Origin of the sequence: Streptococcus gwangjuense, assembly GCF_003627155.1 — a bacterium.
GTDB lineage: Bacteria > Bacillota > Bacilli > Lactobacillales > Streptococcaceae > Streptococcus > Streptococcus gwangjuensis.
The window spans coordinates 1,118,743-1,134,526 of record NZ_CP032621.1 but is presented as its reverse complement, the minus strand read 5'-3'; the positions used below and the strand labels follow the sequence as shown (position 1 = coordinate 1,134,526).

Genomic DNA, 15,784 nt, shown 5'->3' with positions numbered 1-15,784 from the left:
TACTAGTAAGTGACAAAGGAGTAGAGCATGACCTATACAATCTTAATTGTAGAAGATGAATATCTGGTAAGACAAGGTTTGACCAAGCTGGTCAATGTAGCAGCCTACGATATGGAAATCATCGGTCAGGCTGAAAATGGAAGGCAGGCTTGGAAATTGATACAAAAGCAGGTGCCAGATATCATTCTAACCGATATCAACATGCCTCAGCTAAATGGCATCCAGTTGGCCAGTCTGGTTCGAGAAACCTATCCACAGGTTCATCTAGTTTTTTTAACAGGCTACGATGATTTTGATTATGCCTTGTCTGCTGTCAAACTAGGTGTGGATGACTACCTGCTTAAACCCTTTTCTCGTCAGGATATTGAGGAAATGTTGGGGAAAATCAAGCAAAAGTTGGATAAGGAAGAAAAGGAAGAGCAGTTACAAGATCTATTGACTGATAAGTTTGAAGGAAACTTGGCCCAGAAAATCCATTCTCATCTAGATGATAGCCAATTTAGTTTAAAGTCTTTAGCCAGTGACTTGGGATTTAGCCCGACTTATCTGAGTTCTTTGATTAAGAAAGAGTTGGGCCTGCCTTTTCAGGATTATCTGGTGAGAGAACGTGTCAAACAAGCCAAGCTTTTGCTTTTGACTACAGATCTGAAGATTTACGAGATTGCAGAGAAGGTTGGCTTTGAAGATATGAATTACTTTACCCAACGCTTTAAACAGATTGCGGGTGTGACGCCTCGTCAGTTTAAGAAGGGGGAAGGTCGATGAAACGTTCGTCTCTTCTAGTTAGAATGGTTATTTCTATCTTTTTGGTCTTTCTCATTCTCCTAGCTGTGGTTGGGACTTTCTACTATCGATCTAGTTCTTCAGCCATTGAGGCTACCATTGAAGGCGATAGCCAAACGACTATCAGTCAGACTAGCCACTTTATCCAGTCTTATATCAAAAAATTAGAAACCACCTCGACCAGTTTGACCCAGCAGACGGATGTCCTAGCCTATGCTGAGAATCCCAGTCAAGACAAGGTAAAGGGAATTCGAGATCTATTTTTGACCATCTTGAAGGCAGATCAGGACTTGAAAGCTGTTGTGCTGGTAACCAAGTCTGGTCAGCTCATTTCTACAGATGACACTGTGCAGATGAAAACATCTTCAGATATGATGACTGAGGATTGGTACCAAAAGGCCATTCATCAGGGTGCTAAGCCAGTTTTGACCCCAGCTCATAAATCAGATAGTCAATGGGTTATTTCTGTCACTCAGGAACTTCTTGATGCAAAGGGAGCCGATTTGGGCGTTCTTCGTTTAGATATTTCCTATGAAACTCTGGAAGCCTATCTCAATCAACTCCAGTTGGGTCAGCAGGGCTTTGCCTTTATCATCAATGAAAACCATGAATTTGTTTACCATCCTCAACACACAGTCTATAGCTCAGCTAGCGAGATGGAAGCCATGAAACCCTATATTGAGACAGGGCAGGGCTATACTCCAGATCACAAATCCTACGTCAGTCAAGAAAAGATTGCAGGAACTGATTGGACGGTGCTTGGCGTGTCCTCACTGGAAAAGTTAGACAAGGTTCGGAGTCAACTCTTGTGGACCTTGCTAGGGGCTAGTGTCACATCACTTCTTGCCTGTCTCTGTTTGGTGTGGCTTACTCTTAAACGCTGGATTGCCCCTTTGAAGGATTTGAGAGAAACCATGCTGGAGATTGCTTCTGGTTCTCAAAATCTTCGTGCCAAGGAAACTGGTGCCTATGAACTGAGAGAGGTGACTCGCCAGTTCAATGCCATGTTGGATCAGATTGATCAGTTGATGATGGATATTCGTAGCCAGGAGGAAACGACCCGTCAGTACCAACTTCAAGCCCTATCAAGCCAGATTAATCCGCATTTCCTCTATAATACCTTAGACACTATCATCTGGATGGCTGAATTTCAGGACAGTCAGCGAGTGGTTCAGGTGACCAAGTCTTTGGCAACCTATTTCCGCTTGGCGCTCAATCAGGGTAAAGATTTGATTTGCCTGTCTGACGAAATCAATCATGTCCGCCAGTATCTCTTTATTCAGAAACAACGTTATGGCGATAAGCTGGAGTATGAAATTAATGAAAATCCTGCCTTTGATAAGCTAGTCTTGCCTAAGTTAGTGCTACAACCCCTTGTAGAAAATGCTCTTTACCATGGCATTAAAGAAAAAGAAGGTCAGGGACATATTAAACTTTCTGTCCAGAAACAGGATTCAGGATTGGTCATTCGTATTGAGGATGATGGAGTTGGCTTCCAAGATACGGGCGATAGTAGTCAAAGTCAACTCAAACGTGGAGGAGTTGGTCTTCAAAATGTTGACCAGCGGCTTAAACTTCATTTTGGAGAAGATTACCAGATGAAGATCGTTTCTGCCCCTTTAAAAGGAACGAAGGTTGAAATATACATAAATAGAATAGAAACTAGTTAACTCCCGGTTCATTCTGGGAGTTTTATGCGTAATTGAGTAAGCTTTCTAGGTTGTCTATCTTGCTAAAAAGTGGAAAAAACGATATGATAGATAATGACAAAAGAGGTATCAAGTATGAAGGAAAAAGACATTCAAAGAGAAACAAGCCAAATTGTAAAAGATGTATTAGAAAAGGCCAATTTGAAGCAAGGATCCATCTTTGTTTTGGGCCTTTCTTCTAGTGAAGTGATAGGTGGTCAGATTGGCAAGGAATCAAGCCAAGAAATTGGGGAAATCATTGTGAAGACCATCCTAGATATCCTAGAGGAAAAAGGAATTCATCTAGCTGTTCAAGGTTGTGAACATGTCAATCGGGCCCTCGTTGTTGAACGTCAGGTGGCAGAGCAGTTTGGCCTGGAAATCGTCAGTGTCCTTCCTACCCTTCATGCAGGAGGTTCAGGTCAGTTGGCAGCCTTCAAGTTTATGCAAGATCCAGTTGAGGTTGAATTTATCAAGGCTCATGCTGGATTGGATATCGGAGACACTGCAATTGGTATGCATGTCAAGCATGTTCAGGTTCCGATTCGCCCTCTTTTGAGAGAAATTGGGCATGCCCATGTAACGGCCCTTGCTAGCCGTCCAAAATTAATTGGAGGTGCGCGTGCGCATTATCCACAAGATTCTATCAGAAAGTCGTGAGAATGAAAAAAACAAAACAACAACTAGAAAAAATTACCAAATATTCCATTCGTAAGCTAACTGTTGGGGTAGGTCCTGTAGCCATTGGGGCCTTCCTTTTTGGTGCTAGTACCCTTTCAGTAGATAAGGTTCAAGCCAATGAAGTTGGCGGTGTTCATAGTGTTCATTACCGTTATTTGGCGGAGCAGGAATTGACCGAGTCTGAAAAAGCTCTGATTCATCATGAGGTTCCAACAGAATTTCAAGATGAAGATATTATTTATGTAGTTTATCGCAAGAAGGCGACTACTAGTCAACAACTTCCTTACACAGGAAGTAAGGAAGTCGCTCTAGCGGGTCTTGGCTTGGCAACAGCCTCGCTAGCGGTTCTATTAGTTTCAAAGAAACACCGCAGTAAAGTACTAGGGGTTCTGTTAATCAGCTCTATTGGAGTCAGCAATTTTGTACCTTTTACTGCCTTTGCATTTGAAAATAAAGAGTTACTTTCTTATAACCAAACTATTTCAGCCTCTACACATGAAGGCTTGGCTAAAGGAGTTATTCATATTGAAGGATATGAGTATGTTGGTTACTTTAAAGAATCAAAATCGACTATCAACACAAGTAGTAAAAAAGGCGAATCTTTAGTTCAAGAACCGCAAGCAGCATATACTGGAAAGGTTGAGGCTAAAGGTACTCAAGAACTAGGTAAAGAGGGCGAATCCTTAGTTCAAGAACCGCAAACAGCATATTTAGGAAAAATTGAGGCTAAAGGCACTCAAGAGACTGGTAAAGAGGGCGAATCTTTAGTTCAAGAACCGCAAGCAGTATATACTGGAAAGGTTGAGGCTAAAGGCACTCAAGAACCAGGTAAAGAGGGCGAATCTTTAGTTCAAGAATCGCAAGCAGCATATACTGGAAAGGTTGAGGCTAAAGGCACTCAAGAACCAGGTAAAGAGGGCGAATCTTTAGTTCAAGAACCACAGGAAGCATATACTGGAAAGGTTGAGGCTAAAGGTACTCAGGAAACTGGTAAAGAGGGCGAATCCTTAGTTCAAGAACCGCAAGCAGCATATACTGGAAAGGTTAAGGCTAAAGGCACTCAAGAACCCGGTAAAGAGGGCGAATCCTTAGTTCAAGAACTGCAAGCAGCATATACTGGAAAGGTTAAGGCTAAAGGCACTCAAGAACCCGGTAAAGAGGGCGAATCCTTAGTCCAAGCACCGCAAACAGCATATTCAGGCAAAATCGAGGCTAAAGGTACTCAGGAACCCGGTAAAGAGGGCGATTCTTTAGTTCAAGAACCACAAACAGAATTTACTGGGAAAGTTGAAGCCAAAGGTACTCAAGAACCCGGTAAAGAAGGCGAATCTTTAGTTCAAGAAAAGTTACCTGAATATAAAGTAACTGAGGGCGCGGTTACGAAAGAAACTACTACTGAGATTGACTATAAGACAGAAATTATCGAGGATCCAACCAAATATACGGATGAAGAAACTGTAGTCCAAGATGGAGAAAAGGGTAGTAAAATTACCAAAACGACTTATAAGACTCTCGAAGGTGTTGAGACTGATCAAGTTTTAAATACAACAACCGATGTCATCAAAGAACCAGTCACTAAAAAAATAAGTCGTGGGACAAAACCAATTGAAGGAACTCTGATAGAAGAAAGTCTTGAAAAGATTCCATTTAAGGAAGTTGTTAAAGAAGATGACCAACTGAAAAAAGGTGAAAGAGTTACTGTCCAAGAAGGAAAAGATGGACAGAAAAAAGTTACCAAGACTTACAAAACTATCAAAGGTTTAAAAACTGAAGAAGCACCTAAAATTGTGGAACAGGTTCTGGAGTTAAATCAAGATCGTATCGTCAAATTAGGAACTAAAAACTTTGAAAAACCAATCTTAAGTTTGTCACTTGTTGATGTTCAAGATTTGAAACGATCATCTCAAATTCGTTATAATTTGGAAAATCCAAGTAAGGCAGCCATTAAATCTATCACCCTAACTCTGAAAAAAGGTGACGAGATTGTGAAGACATTGAATGTTTCACCAGAAGATCTAACAGCTTCTTTGACAGACTTACAGTACTACAAAGATTATAAACTTGAAACGAAGATGGTTTATGACCGTGGTGAGGGTGATGAGGAAGAAGTTCTGAAAGAAGAACCTCTAAGAATTGACCTCAAAAAAGTTGAAATCAAGAACATCAAAGAAACAAGCTTGATGAGTGTTGATGCTGACGGTAACGAAACAGACACTAGTTTGCTGACAGAAAAACCAGCTGATCTTGCTCCACTCTACCTACGAGTTACAACTCACGACAACAAAGTTACAAGACTGGCTGTTGACAAGATTGAAGAAGTAGAAAAAGACGGAAAAACGTTATTTAAAGTTACTGCAACAGCTCCTGATTTAGTTCAACACACAGATGCTTCTAAATTGGCAAACGAGTATGTCCATTACTTTGAAAAACAAAAATTAAAAGAAGGTAATGTTTACTACAACTTCAACGAGCTTGTAAAAGATATGCAAGCTAACCCTACTGGAGAGTTCAAACTTGGTGCAGACCTTAATGCAGCAAACGTAAAACCTAATGGAAAATCTTATGTTACATCAGTATTTAAAGGTAAGTTATCAAGTGTTGATGGTGGGCATTATTCAATCCATAATATAAGTCGTCCATTATTTGGAAATATTCAAGGTGGTCACATCCATGATATTAACTTAGCTAATGTAGATATTAATATGCCAGGGGATAATCAAGTAGCACCAATCGCTAACATTATTAAAGGTGGAACAACTATTGAAAATGTTAAAGTTACTGGTAACGTAGTTGGTCGTGATTGGGTGTCTGGATTTATTGATAAAATTGACAGTGGTGGTAGATTAGTCAATGTTGCATTTATTGGTAATGTTACTTCTGTTGGTACTGGTGGTCAATATTTATCAGGTATTGTTGGTGAAAACTGGAAAGGTTACGTTGAACGTGCTTATGTCAACGCTAATATCACTGGTAAGAGAGCTAAAGCTGCAGGTATTGTTTATTGGTCTCAAAATGGTGGGGATAACAATGCTGTAGGTAGAGAGGGTGCTATTAAGAAATCAGTAGCTAAAGGAACTATTAATGTAGAAGATCCTATTAAAACTGGTGGTTTTATTGGTAGTAATCATATGCTAGGTTCAGTTGAAGATAGCGTATCTATGATGAAAGTTAATAAAGGTAACGGAGAAATCTTCTATGGATCTGAAGATATTGATGATGATGGTGGTTACTGGTCAGGGATGAGACTTAATAGAAACCTTGTTGTTACAGGAGTAAGTGAAGGTAAATCTTCATATAATTTCTCTAAACAACAGCATCGTATTAAATCAGTACCTCAAGAAGAAGCAGATACAAAAATTGCATCATTAGGAATTACTGCTCATGACTATGCAATTAACGAGCCAGTAGTTAATACCCTTAACAACATCAAACCAAAATCTGACACTTACAAGGATACTCAAGATTACGATGTATCTCGTGAGCTTGCTTACCGTAATATTGAAAAGCTTCAACCGTTCTACAACAAAGAATGGATTGTAAATCAAGGTAATAAGATTCCTGCAGATTCTAAATTATTAACTACTGAAGTATTATCTGTTACAGGTATGAAAGATGGACAATTTGTGACCGACTTATCAGATGCTGATCACATTATGATTCATTACGCTGATAAGACGAAAGAAATTAAAGCTATTACACAAAAAGAATCTAAAGTTCAACAAGTTCGTGAATATAGTATTGAAGGATTAGGTGATGTTGTCTATACACCAAATATGGTTGTTAAAGATAGGACACAGTTAATCAGCGATATCAAAGCTAAATTAGCTTCTGTTGAATTATATTCTGATGAAGTTCGTAAGATCCACGGTGATCCGAAAATGCTATACTTAGATGAAAACTTCAAAGAAGTAAAAGATAACCTAGATGCTTTAGTTAAAGCTTTAGTTGAAAATGAAGACCATCAATTAAATACGGACGAAGCAGCTAAACGTGCCTTAGTTAAAAAAGTTGAAGATAACAAAGCTAAAATCATGTTAGCTCTGGCTTATTTAAACCAATACTACGGAATTAAATTTGACGGATTAAATATCAAAAATATGATGACCTTCAAACCTGATTTCTACGGTAAGAACGTTAACGTACTTGATAGATTAATCAGCTTTGCTTCAAATGGTAACAACCTAAAAGGTGATCAATCACACGATGCATTTAACAGAGCTCTTGCAAGTGCTACTGGTAAAGCTAACTTACACGAATTTCTGAAGTACAACATGGAATTATTCACTAGTGAAACAGATATGAATACTTGGTTCAAGAATAACATTGCAGATAACGCTTATGTCGTTGAGAAACAATCATCAAATCCTGATTTTGCGAATAAGAAACATAAATTGTATGAAGTAATTAATAATGGACATCACGGACGTTATATTCTACCACTTCTGAACCTGAAGAAAGCGCATATGATCTTAATTACGACCTATAATACCATTGCGTTTAGTTCATTTGAGAAATACGGTAAGAACACAGCAGAAGAACGTGAAGCGTTCAAGAAGCAAGTTGATTTACGTGCGCAAGAACAAATCAATTATTTAGACTTCTGGTCAAGACTTGCTGCAGATAATGTACGAAATAATCTTCTTAAGAGTGAAAATATGGTACCATCTGCAATTTGGGATAACCATGATGTACCAGGTTTGGGATGGGTTGACCGTATGGGACATACGAAGAAAGGTGATTTTGCTCCAATTCGTGAATTCTATGGTCCGACTGATAAATGGCATGGATACAATGGAATGGGTGCATACGCTTATATCTTCCAAAATCCACAACCACAAGAGGCGGTATATTACATCATCTCTAGCATGATTAGTGATTTTGGTACATCTGCATTCACTCACGAAACAACTCACATCAATGATCGTATGGCCTACTTAGGAACATGGCGTCACCGTGAAGGAACAGACGTTGAAGCCTTTGCTCAGGGTATGCTACAATCACCATCAGTCTCAAATCCAAATGGTGAATATGGTGCCTTAGGATTAAATATGGCATATGAACGTCAAAATGATGGTAACCAATGGTATAACTATAATCCAAATGTGTTAAATAGTCGTGAGAAAATCGATCACTACATGAAGAATTACAATGAATCTATGATGATGCTTGATTATTTAGAAGCTGAATCTGTAATTAAGAAAAATACTGGAACTAACGATAAATGGTTCAAGAAAATGGATCGAGAATGGCGTTCAAATGCTGATCGTAACAGTCTAAAAGGTGAACCACATCAATGGGATAAACTTCGTGATTTAAACGATGAAGAGAAAAACATGAAGTTAACAACGATTGATCAATTGGTAAACAACAACTTTGTTACCAAGCATGGAATGCCTGGTAATGGACGTTACCGTTCGGAAGGTTTCGATTCTGCTTATCAAACCGTTAATATGATGGCAGGCATCTATGGTGGTAATACAAGCAGAAGTGCTGTAGGTTCCATTTCATTTAAACATAATACATTCCGTATGTGGGGTTACTTTGGTTACCTTGATGGTTTCTTAGGATATGCTTCTAATAAATACAAAGATGCTGCTAAGAAAGAAAACAACGGTTATGTTGGAGATGATTTCATCATTAAGAAAGTTTCAAATGGAAGATTCCAAAACTTAGAAGAATGGAAATCTGCTTGGTATCATGAAGTTCATGAGAAAGCTCAAAAAGGCTTTGTTGAAATTGAAATTAATGGTGAGAAAATTTCAACTTATGCAAGACTTCAAGAATTGTTTGATGAAGCAGTTGAAAAAGATCTTAAAGGGAATGGGTTTGGAAATACAGTTAGTCTGAAAGAGAAAGTTTATAAACAACTTCTACAAAAATCTAATGGATTTACTGGAGAGTTGTTTACTAAATAGTAGATAGGACTAATAGAATAATAAAAAGGTAGATCAGTTTTATCTGAATCTGCCTTTTTATGCTATACTTAAGATATGCATAGAAAAACAGTAATTGATTTTAGGGCTTTGGGGGAAAGATACATCTTTACCCAGCCTATCAAAGAGTTAAAAACGAGAGATTTGGCAGAAGTGGCAGACTTGCTGGCACAAGTGGAAAGTTACCAAGAGCAGGGCTACTATGTGGTGGGCTATGTCAGCTACGAGGCTGCACCTGCTTTTGAGGAGAAATTAGCAGTTCATAAAGCGCCTTTACTGGGAGAATACCTGCTATTTTTTACCGTTCATGATAGGGTAGAAACATCCCCTATTCCTCTGACTTATGATGAGGTTGATTTGCCCTCAAATTGGCAGGAAGTAACGCTTGCAGAGGATTATGAAAAGGCGATTGCACAGATACATCATCATTTGCGGCAGGGGGACACCTATCAGGTCAACTACACCGTCCAACTCAAGCAAAAATTAAGTGCCAATCCTTTTGCCATTTACAATCGCATGGTGGTAGAGCAGGAGGCGGGCTACAATGCCTATGTTGAACATGATGAAATGGCAGTGATTTCCATGAGTCCAGAACTCTTTTTTGAGCAAAATGACCGTGAGTTGACAACGCGACCAATGAAGGGAACGACTCAGCGTGGGGTAACTGACCATGAAGACTTAGAGCAGTCTAGTTGGTTGGAGCAGGATCCTAAAAATCGCTCTGAAAATATGATGATTGTGGACCTCTTGCGCAATGATATGAATCGTATTTCTGAAGTGGGCAGTGAGCATGTGGAGCGTCTGTGTCAGGTAGAGCAGTATTCAACTGTTTGGCAGATGACTTCGACCATCAAGAGTCGGTTGCGACCAGATGTGGACTTGGTTACCATTTTTCGCTCTCTCTTTCCTTGTGGATCCATCACAGGAGCTCCTAAGATAGCGACTATGGAAATTATTAAGGAGTTGGAACCACAACCGCGTGGAGTCTACTGTGGAACGATTGGTCTCTTGCTTCCAAATGGACGACGGATTTTTAATGTTGCTATCCGGACTATTCAACTGTATCAAGGGAAAGCCATCTATGGAGTTGGCGGAGGCATTACTTGGGATAGCACTTGGGAGTCTGAATACCGCGAGGTTCATCAAAAGGCAGCTGTTCTCTATCGTAAACAAGCTCGTTTCAAACTGATTACTACAGGGAAAATCAGCCAGAAGAACTTGTTGTTTGAAGAACAACATCTGGAAAGACTGAGAATAGCTAGTCGGTATTTTGCTTTTCCTTTTGACCCAGAAATTTTGAGACAAAAGATTGAAGCAGAGTGTCAGGCTTGTGATGCTAATCAAGATTACCGCTTGCGAATTTCTCTCAACAAGTCTGGAGAGATAGAAGTCGATCGTCAAGTATTGGAACCTCTCAGTCCGACCTTCTGTCAAGCAAAACTTTGCCTTCAGGAAGCAAATTTGCAACAAGCCTTTACCTACTTTAAAACCACTTACCGATCGCATTTGAATTTAGGAAAACACGAGAAGATTTACCATAATACAAGAGGAGAATTACTTGAAACCTCTATTGGAAATTTGGTTCTGAAAATTGCCGGGAAACTTTACACGCCACCTATCCGACTTGGAATCTTGCCAGGAATTTATCGTCAGCATTTGTTAGAAACAGGACAGCTAGAAGAGAAAGTCTTGACCTTTGCAGACATAGACCAAGCTGAAGCTATTTACGGCTGTAATGCAGTGAGAGATTTGTATGAGTTGCAAGTGATAGGATTGTGAGTTTTAGCTATTAATAGCTTTTAGTATATATTAATACATATTTTTGTTATAATGTAATCGTAAACAATAAAAATTTAAAGGAGATTTTTATGAGAAAATCAAAAAAATTTTGGTTACAAGTTTAGCAGCAACTACACTTGCACTTGTTTCTCTTTCAGATACAATGGGGATGTTGCCTTTCTCATCTCAGAAAGTATCTGCTCAAGAAAAAGATGCGTCTAAAAATGGTAAAATTGTAAAAGAGAATACAAAACCCGCACCAAAACCTGCGCTGAAGCCGGCACCAAAACCCGCACCAAAACCCGCGCCGAAGCCCGCACCAAAACCCGCACCAAAACCCGCGCCGAAGCCCGCACCAAAACCCGCACCAAAACCTGCGCCGAAGCCGGCACCAAAACCCACGCCGAAGCCGGCACCAAAACCCACGCCGAAGCCGGCACCAAAACCCACGCCGAAGCCAGCACCAAAACCCACGCTGAAGCCGGCACCAAAACCCGCGCCGAAGCCGGCACCGAAACCCGCGCCGAAGCCAGCACCAAAACCTGCGCCGAAGCCGGCACCAAAACCCACGCCGAAGCCGGCACCAAAACCCACGCCGAAGCCGGCACCAAAACCCACGCCGAAGCCAGCACCAAAACCCACGCTGAAGCCGGCACCAAAACCCGCGCCGAAGCCGGCACCGAAACCAGCGCCGAAGCCAGCACCAAAACCTGCGCCGAAGCCAGCACCAAAACCCGCGCCGAAACCGGCACCAAAACCCGCGCCGAAGCCGGCACCAAAACCCGCGCCGAAACCGGCACCAAAACCCGCGCCGAAGCCGGCACCAAAACCTGCGCTGAAGCCGGCACCGAAACCCGCGCCGAAGCCAGCACCAAAACCCGCACCAAAACCTGCGCCGAAGCCAGCACCAAAACCTGCGTCGAAGTCGGCACCAAAACCCGCGCCGAAGCCAGCACCGAAACCTAAAGAAACAACTCCTAAACAGGATAAATCAAAATCTAAAGTTCAGACTGGCTGGGTAGGAAATTACTACCTCAAATCAGATGGGAAGAGAGCTAAAAATGAATGGGTAGATGGTGGTCGTTATTATGTTGATTCTGATGGAAAAAAGGTTAAAAGTGACTGGATTTATGATAAAAAGCATGGTTCATATTATTATCTAACAGCAGAAGGAAGCTCTGCTCGCAATAAATGGATAGGAAATTCTTATCTCAAATCAGATGGGAAGATGGCCAAGAATGAATGGGTAGATGGCGGTCGTTACTATGTCGATTCTAAAGGTTATATGGTAAGGGATAAATGGGTAGATGGTGGCCGTTACTATGTAGGATACGATGGTGTGCGGCAACCAAAACCAGCAGATGGGAACCAGTACAATGCTGCTTTAGAAAAGGCAAAGAGTTATAATTCGTGGGCAAATATGTCAAAAAAAGCTCTCTATGAGCAATTAACGTGGCATGGTTTTTCAAGTTCAGCAGTGCAGTATGCCATCGATCACTTGAATGCAGATTACAAAGCAAATGCCTTAGCTAAAGCAAGAGAATACCGAAAATATAGTAATATCTCAAAAACTGAAATTTATGACAGGCTAACTTCTTCTTGGTTTGGAAAATTTACAAAAGAAGAAGCAAACTATGCCATTCAAAAACTTAATCTACCATCAGAAGGCAGCCATGTTCGCAATAAATGGGTAGGAGCTTATTATTATAAATCGGATGGAAAGATGGCCAAGAATGAATGGGTAGATGGCGGTCGTTACTATGTCGATTCTAAAGGTTATATGGTGAAGGATAAATGGGTAGATGGTGGCCGTTACTATGTAGGATACGATGGTGTGCGGCAACCAAAACCAGCAGATGGGAACCAGTACAATGCTGCTTTAGAAAAGGCAAAGAGTTATAATTCGTGGGCAAATATGTCAAAAAAAGCTCTCTATGAGCAATTAACGTGGCATGGTTTTTCAAGTTCAGCAGTGCAGTATGCCATCGATCACTTGAATGCAGATTATAAGGCAAATGCCTTAGCTAAAGCAAGAGAATATCGAAAATATAGTAATCTCTCAAAGACAGAAATTTATGAGAGGCTAACTTCTCCTTATTTTAGAAAATTTACCAAAGAAGAAGCCAACTATGCAATTCAAAAACTAGGGGATAAATAGTTATTAATTATTAGATGTAACTTTTTCATGCAAAGCTTTGCACAAATCTAACGATTTTGTTATACTATATCTGTAAGCATTTTCAATTAAAAAGGAGAAGACGATGAGTCAAAAGATTATTGGGATTGACCTTGGTGGAACTTCTATCAAATTTGCAATCTTGACAACAGCAGGAGAAATCCAAGAAAAATGGTCTATCAAGACCAACATTTTGGATGAGGGAAGTCATATCGTAGATGATATGATTGAGTCTATTCAACATCGTTTGGACTTGCTTGGATTGACAGCAGCAGACTTCCAAGGTATTGGAATGGGATCACCTGGTGTGGTTGACCGTGAAAAAGGAACTGTTATTGGTGCCTACAACCTCAACTGGAAAACCCTTCAACCAATCAAAGAAAAGATTGAAAAAGCCTTGGGCATTCCTTTCTTCATCGATAATGATGCCAACGTAGCTGCTCTTGGTGAGCGCTGGATGGGTGCTGGAGATAACCAACCAGACGTTGTCTTTATGACACTCGGTACTGGTGTTGGTGGCGGTATCGTTGCAGAAGGCAAATTGCTTCACGGTGTTGCTGGTGCAGCAGGTGAGCTTGGCCACATCACTGTTGACTTTGACCAACCAATCGCATGTACCTGTGGTAAGAAAGGCTGTCTTGAGACAGTCGCTTCTGCAACAGGGATTGTCAACTTGACTCGTCGCTATGCCGATGAATACGAAGGCGATGCAGCCTTGAAACGCTTGATTGATAACGGAGAAGAAGTAACTGCTAAGACTGTCTTTGACCTTGCAAAAGAAGGAGACGACCTTGCTTTGATCGTTTATCGTAACTTCTCACGTTACTTGGGAATCGCTTGTGCCAACATTGGTTCAATCCTAAACCCATCAACAATCGTTATCGGTGGCGGTGTGTCAGCTGCAGGAGAATTCCTTCTACAAGGTGTTCAAAAGGTTTACGACGAAAATACCTTCCCACAAGTACGCACAACAACTAAATTGGCTCTTGCAACTCTAGGAAATGACGCTGGAGTTATTGGAGCAGCATCACTTGTATTGCAATAAAATAAAAATGACAGAGCTTGGTGATTCATCAGGCTCTTTTTCAAGATCATAATTGTAAATATAACTCTTAACTTTTTGATTTTAGAAAGGAGATTTTAAATGAATAAGTCAGAACAATCCATGTTTGAATTGGCTTTGTCCATTGCAAAAAAAGCATATGAGGGACAATATGATAAGGCTGGAGTAGTTTATATCAAACACCCTCTTTTTGTAGCAAGTCTGGTCGATACGCAAGAAGAAAAGGCAGTCGCTCTATTGCACGATGTTCTTGAAGATAGCCCTTATACAGCAGAAGAACTAATATTAGCTGGTTTACCAGAGACTGTTGTTACTGCAGTGCAGGTACTGACCAAGAAAAAGGGACAAGATTACCAACAATATTTGGAACTTGTTAAATCGAATCCTATAGCACGTTGTGTCAAATTAGCAGATTTGAAACATAATTCAGATTTATCTAGACTAGCTACAATTACTGAAAAGGATCTGGAACGATTTGAAAAATACAAGAAAGCTATTGATTATCTGAGCATGTAGAAAAGCTTTTTTTATGCTATACTAGTTAGGAAACAAATGAGGTGAGAGTAAATGACAAAAGCAGATACGATTTTTAAAGAGAATATTGAACGAATCCTCAAAGATGGTGTCTTTTCTGAACAAGCACGCCCCAAGTACAAGGATGGGACAGTTGCCAACTCCAAGTATGTAACGGGTGCATTTGCCGAGTATGACTTGGCAAAGGGGGAATTCCCCATTACAACCTTGCGTCCTATTGCCATCAAATCCGCCATCAAGGAAGTGCTCTGGATTTACCAAGATCAGTCTAATAGCTTAGAAGTGCTGAATAGCAAGTACAATGTTCACTACTGGAATGACTGGGAAGTGGGAGATACGGGAACTATTGGTGAGCGTTACGGGGCAGTCGTTAAGAAACACGATATTATCAATAAGCTTCTCAAGCAGTTGGAAGCTAATCCTTGGAACCGTCGCAACATTATCTCCCTTTGGGATTACCAAGCTTTTGATGAGACGGACGGCCTCCTCCCATGCGCCTTTCAGACCATGTTTGATGTCCGCCGTGTAGATGGAGAAATCTATCTGGATGCGACCTTGACCCAGCGTTCGAATGACATGTTGGTGGCCCACCACATCAATGCTATGCAGTATGTAGCTCTTCAAATGATGATTGCCAAGCATTTTGGCTGGAAGGTTGGGAAGTTCTTCTACTTCATCAACAACCTCCATATCTATGATAATCAATTTGAACAAGCTCAGGAATTGCTCCGTCGTGAGCCATCAAACTGCCAACCACGTTTGGTCTTGAATGTACCAGACAAAACCAACTTCTTTGATATCAAAGCGGAAGATTTTGAGTTGGTGGATTATGACCCTGTCAAGCCACAGTTGAAGTTTGACCTAGCTATTTAAAAGAATAGAAAAAAGAAGTTGAGGCAATGAATCCCAACTTCTTTTGTTTCTTAACGTGATACGCGGCGGCGAGCTGCTTTTTTACGGTTTTCTTCGATGAAAGCAGCTTTTTGCTCTTCTGGTTCGATTACTTTCTTTTTAAATGCGTATACTGCACCTGCGACTGCAGCGACAGTTCCTGCGACACCTGTTACAAGACCTTTAGCGAATCCTTTAGCCATGAGTCTTCCTCCTTTATATTCTCAATCAGTCAGCCCCTTCAAGAGGTCACATT

10 protein-coding genes are annotated in these 15,784 nt (G+C 40.6%); 9 read left to right on the top strand and 1 reads right to left on the bottom strand.

The annotated features are described in order from the left end of the window. Window positions 1–27 precede the first annotated feature (27 nt). The 9 genes from D7D53_RS05605 to D7D53_RS05555 all read left to right on the top strand — a co-directional run bounded on the left by D7D53_RS05605 (window position 28) and on the right by D7D53_RS05555 (window position 15,510). On the top strand, window positions 28–765 hold the full coding sequence (locus D7D53_RS05605; protein ID WP_120770387.1) for a response regulator transcription factor: 738 nt from the start codon (window positions 28–30) through the stop codon (window positions 763–765). Beyond that, the gene (locus D7D53_RS05600) at window positions 762–2,453 is read left to right on the top strand and encodes a cache domain-containing sensor histidine kinase (RefSeq protein ID WP_120770386.1); all 1,692 of its coding nucleotides are present in this window, start codon (window positions 762–764) and stop codon (window positions 2,451–2,453) included. Before D7D53_RS05605 ends, D7D53_RS05600 begins: the two co-directional genes overlap by 4 nt. A gap of 114 nt (window positions 2,454–2,567) precedes the next feature. Next, the gene (locus D7D53_RS05595; RefSeq protein ID WP_000659517.1) at window positions 2,568–3,131 is read left to right on the top strand and encodes a TIGR01440 family protein; all 564 of its coding nucleotides are present in this window, start codon (window positions 2,568–2,570) and stop codon (window positions 3,129–3,131) included. A gap of 2 nt (window positions 3,132–3,133) precedes the next feature. Beyond that, a complete protein-coding gene (locus tag D7D53_RS05590; RefSeq protein ID WP_120770385.1) occupies window positions 3,134–9,067 on the top strand; it encodes a ZmpA/ZmpB/ZmpC family metallo-endopeptidase in 5,934 nt (1,977 codons plus the stop codon). A gap of 75 nt (window positions 9,068–9,142) precedes the next feature. Beyond that, window positions 9,143–10,864 (top strand): aminodeoxychorismate synthase component I, encoded by a 1,722-nt coding sequence (pabB, locus tag D7D53_RS05585; protein WP_120770384.1) that lies wholly within the window; start codon window positions 9,143–9,145, stop codon window positions 10,862–10,864. 109 nt (window positions 10,865–10,973) lie between these two features. Continuing rightward, a complete protein-coding gene (locus D7D53_RS10190) occupies window positions 10,974–13,022 on the top strand; it encodes an Ltp family lipoprotein (protein WP_245941789.1) in 2,049 nt (682 codons plus the stop codon). A gap of 103 nt (window positions 13,023–13,125) precedes the next feature. Next, a complete protein-coding gene (locus D7D53_RS05565; RefSeq protein ID WP_000078562.1) occupies window positions 13,126–14,085 on the top strand; it encodes an ROK family glucokinase in 960 nt (319 codons plus the stop codon). A gap of 99 nt (window positions 14,086–14,184) precedes the next feature. Further along, entirely contained in the window at window positions 14,185–14,619 is a 435-nt protein-coding gene (locus tag D7D53_RS05560) for an HD domain-containing protein (protein ID WP_120770383.1), read from the top strand. A 51-nt stretch (window positions 14,620–14,670) separates the two neighbouring features. Continuing rightward, window positions 14,671–15,510 (top strand): thymidylate synthase, encoded by an 840-nt coding sequence (locus D7D53_RS05555; protein WP_120770382.1) that lies wholly within the window; start codon window positions 14,671–14,673, stop codon window positions 15,508–15,510. A 50-nt stretch (window positions 15,511–15,560) separates the two neighbouring features. Here D7D53_RS05555 and D7D53_RS05550 read toward each other — a convergent pair whose 3' ends face one another. Further along, window positions 15,561–15,731, bottom strand: a complete 171-nt coding sequence (locus D7D53_RS05550) for a DUF3042 family protein (protein ID WP_001051780.1) — start codon at window positions 15,729–15,731, stop codon at window positions 15,561–15,563. Between the last annotated feature and the right edge of the window lie 53 nt (window positions 15,732–15,784).

Excerpts from the sequence above, each read along its gene's own strand:
- D7D53_RS05560 (WP_120770383.1), top strand. The coding sequence starts at position 14,185 with ATGAATAAGTCAGAACAATCCATGTTTGAATTGGCTTTGTCCATTGCA.
- D7D53_RS05595 (WP_000659517.1), top strand. The coding sequence starts at position 2,568 with ATGAAGGAAAAAGACATTCAAAGAGAAACAAGCCAAATTGTAAAAGAT.
- D7D53_RS05590 (WP_120770385.1), top strand. The coding sequence starts at position 3,134 with ATGAAAAAAACAAAACAACAACTAGAAAAAATTACCAAATATTCCATT.
- D7D53_RS05565 (WP_000078562.1), top strand. The coding sequence starts at position 13,126 with ATGAGTCAAAAGATTATTGGGATTGACCTTGGTGGAACTTCTATCAAA.
- D7D53_RS05600 (WP_120770386.1), top strand. The coding sequence starts at position 762 with ATGAAACGTTCGTCTCTTCTAGTTAGAATGGTTATTTCTATCTTTTTG.
- D7D53_RS05555 (WP_120770382.1), top strand. The coding sequence starts at position 14,671 with ATGACAAAAGCAGATACGATTTTTAAAGAGAATATTGAACGAATCCTC.
- D7D53_RS05550 (WP_001051780.1), bottom strand. The coding sequence starts at position 15,731 with ATGGCTAAAGGATTCGCTAAAGGTCTTGTAACAGGTGTCGCAGGAACT.
- D7D53_RS05605 (WP_120770387.1), top strand. The coding sequence starts at position 28 with ATGACCTATACAATCTTAATTGTAGAAGATGAATATCTGGTAAGACAA.
- pabB (WP_120770384.1), top strand. The coding sequence starts at position 9,143 with ATGCATAGAAAAACAGTAATTGATTTTAGGGCTTTGGGGGAAAGATAC.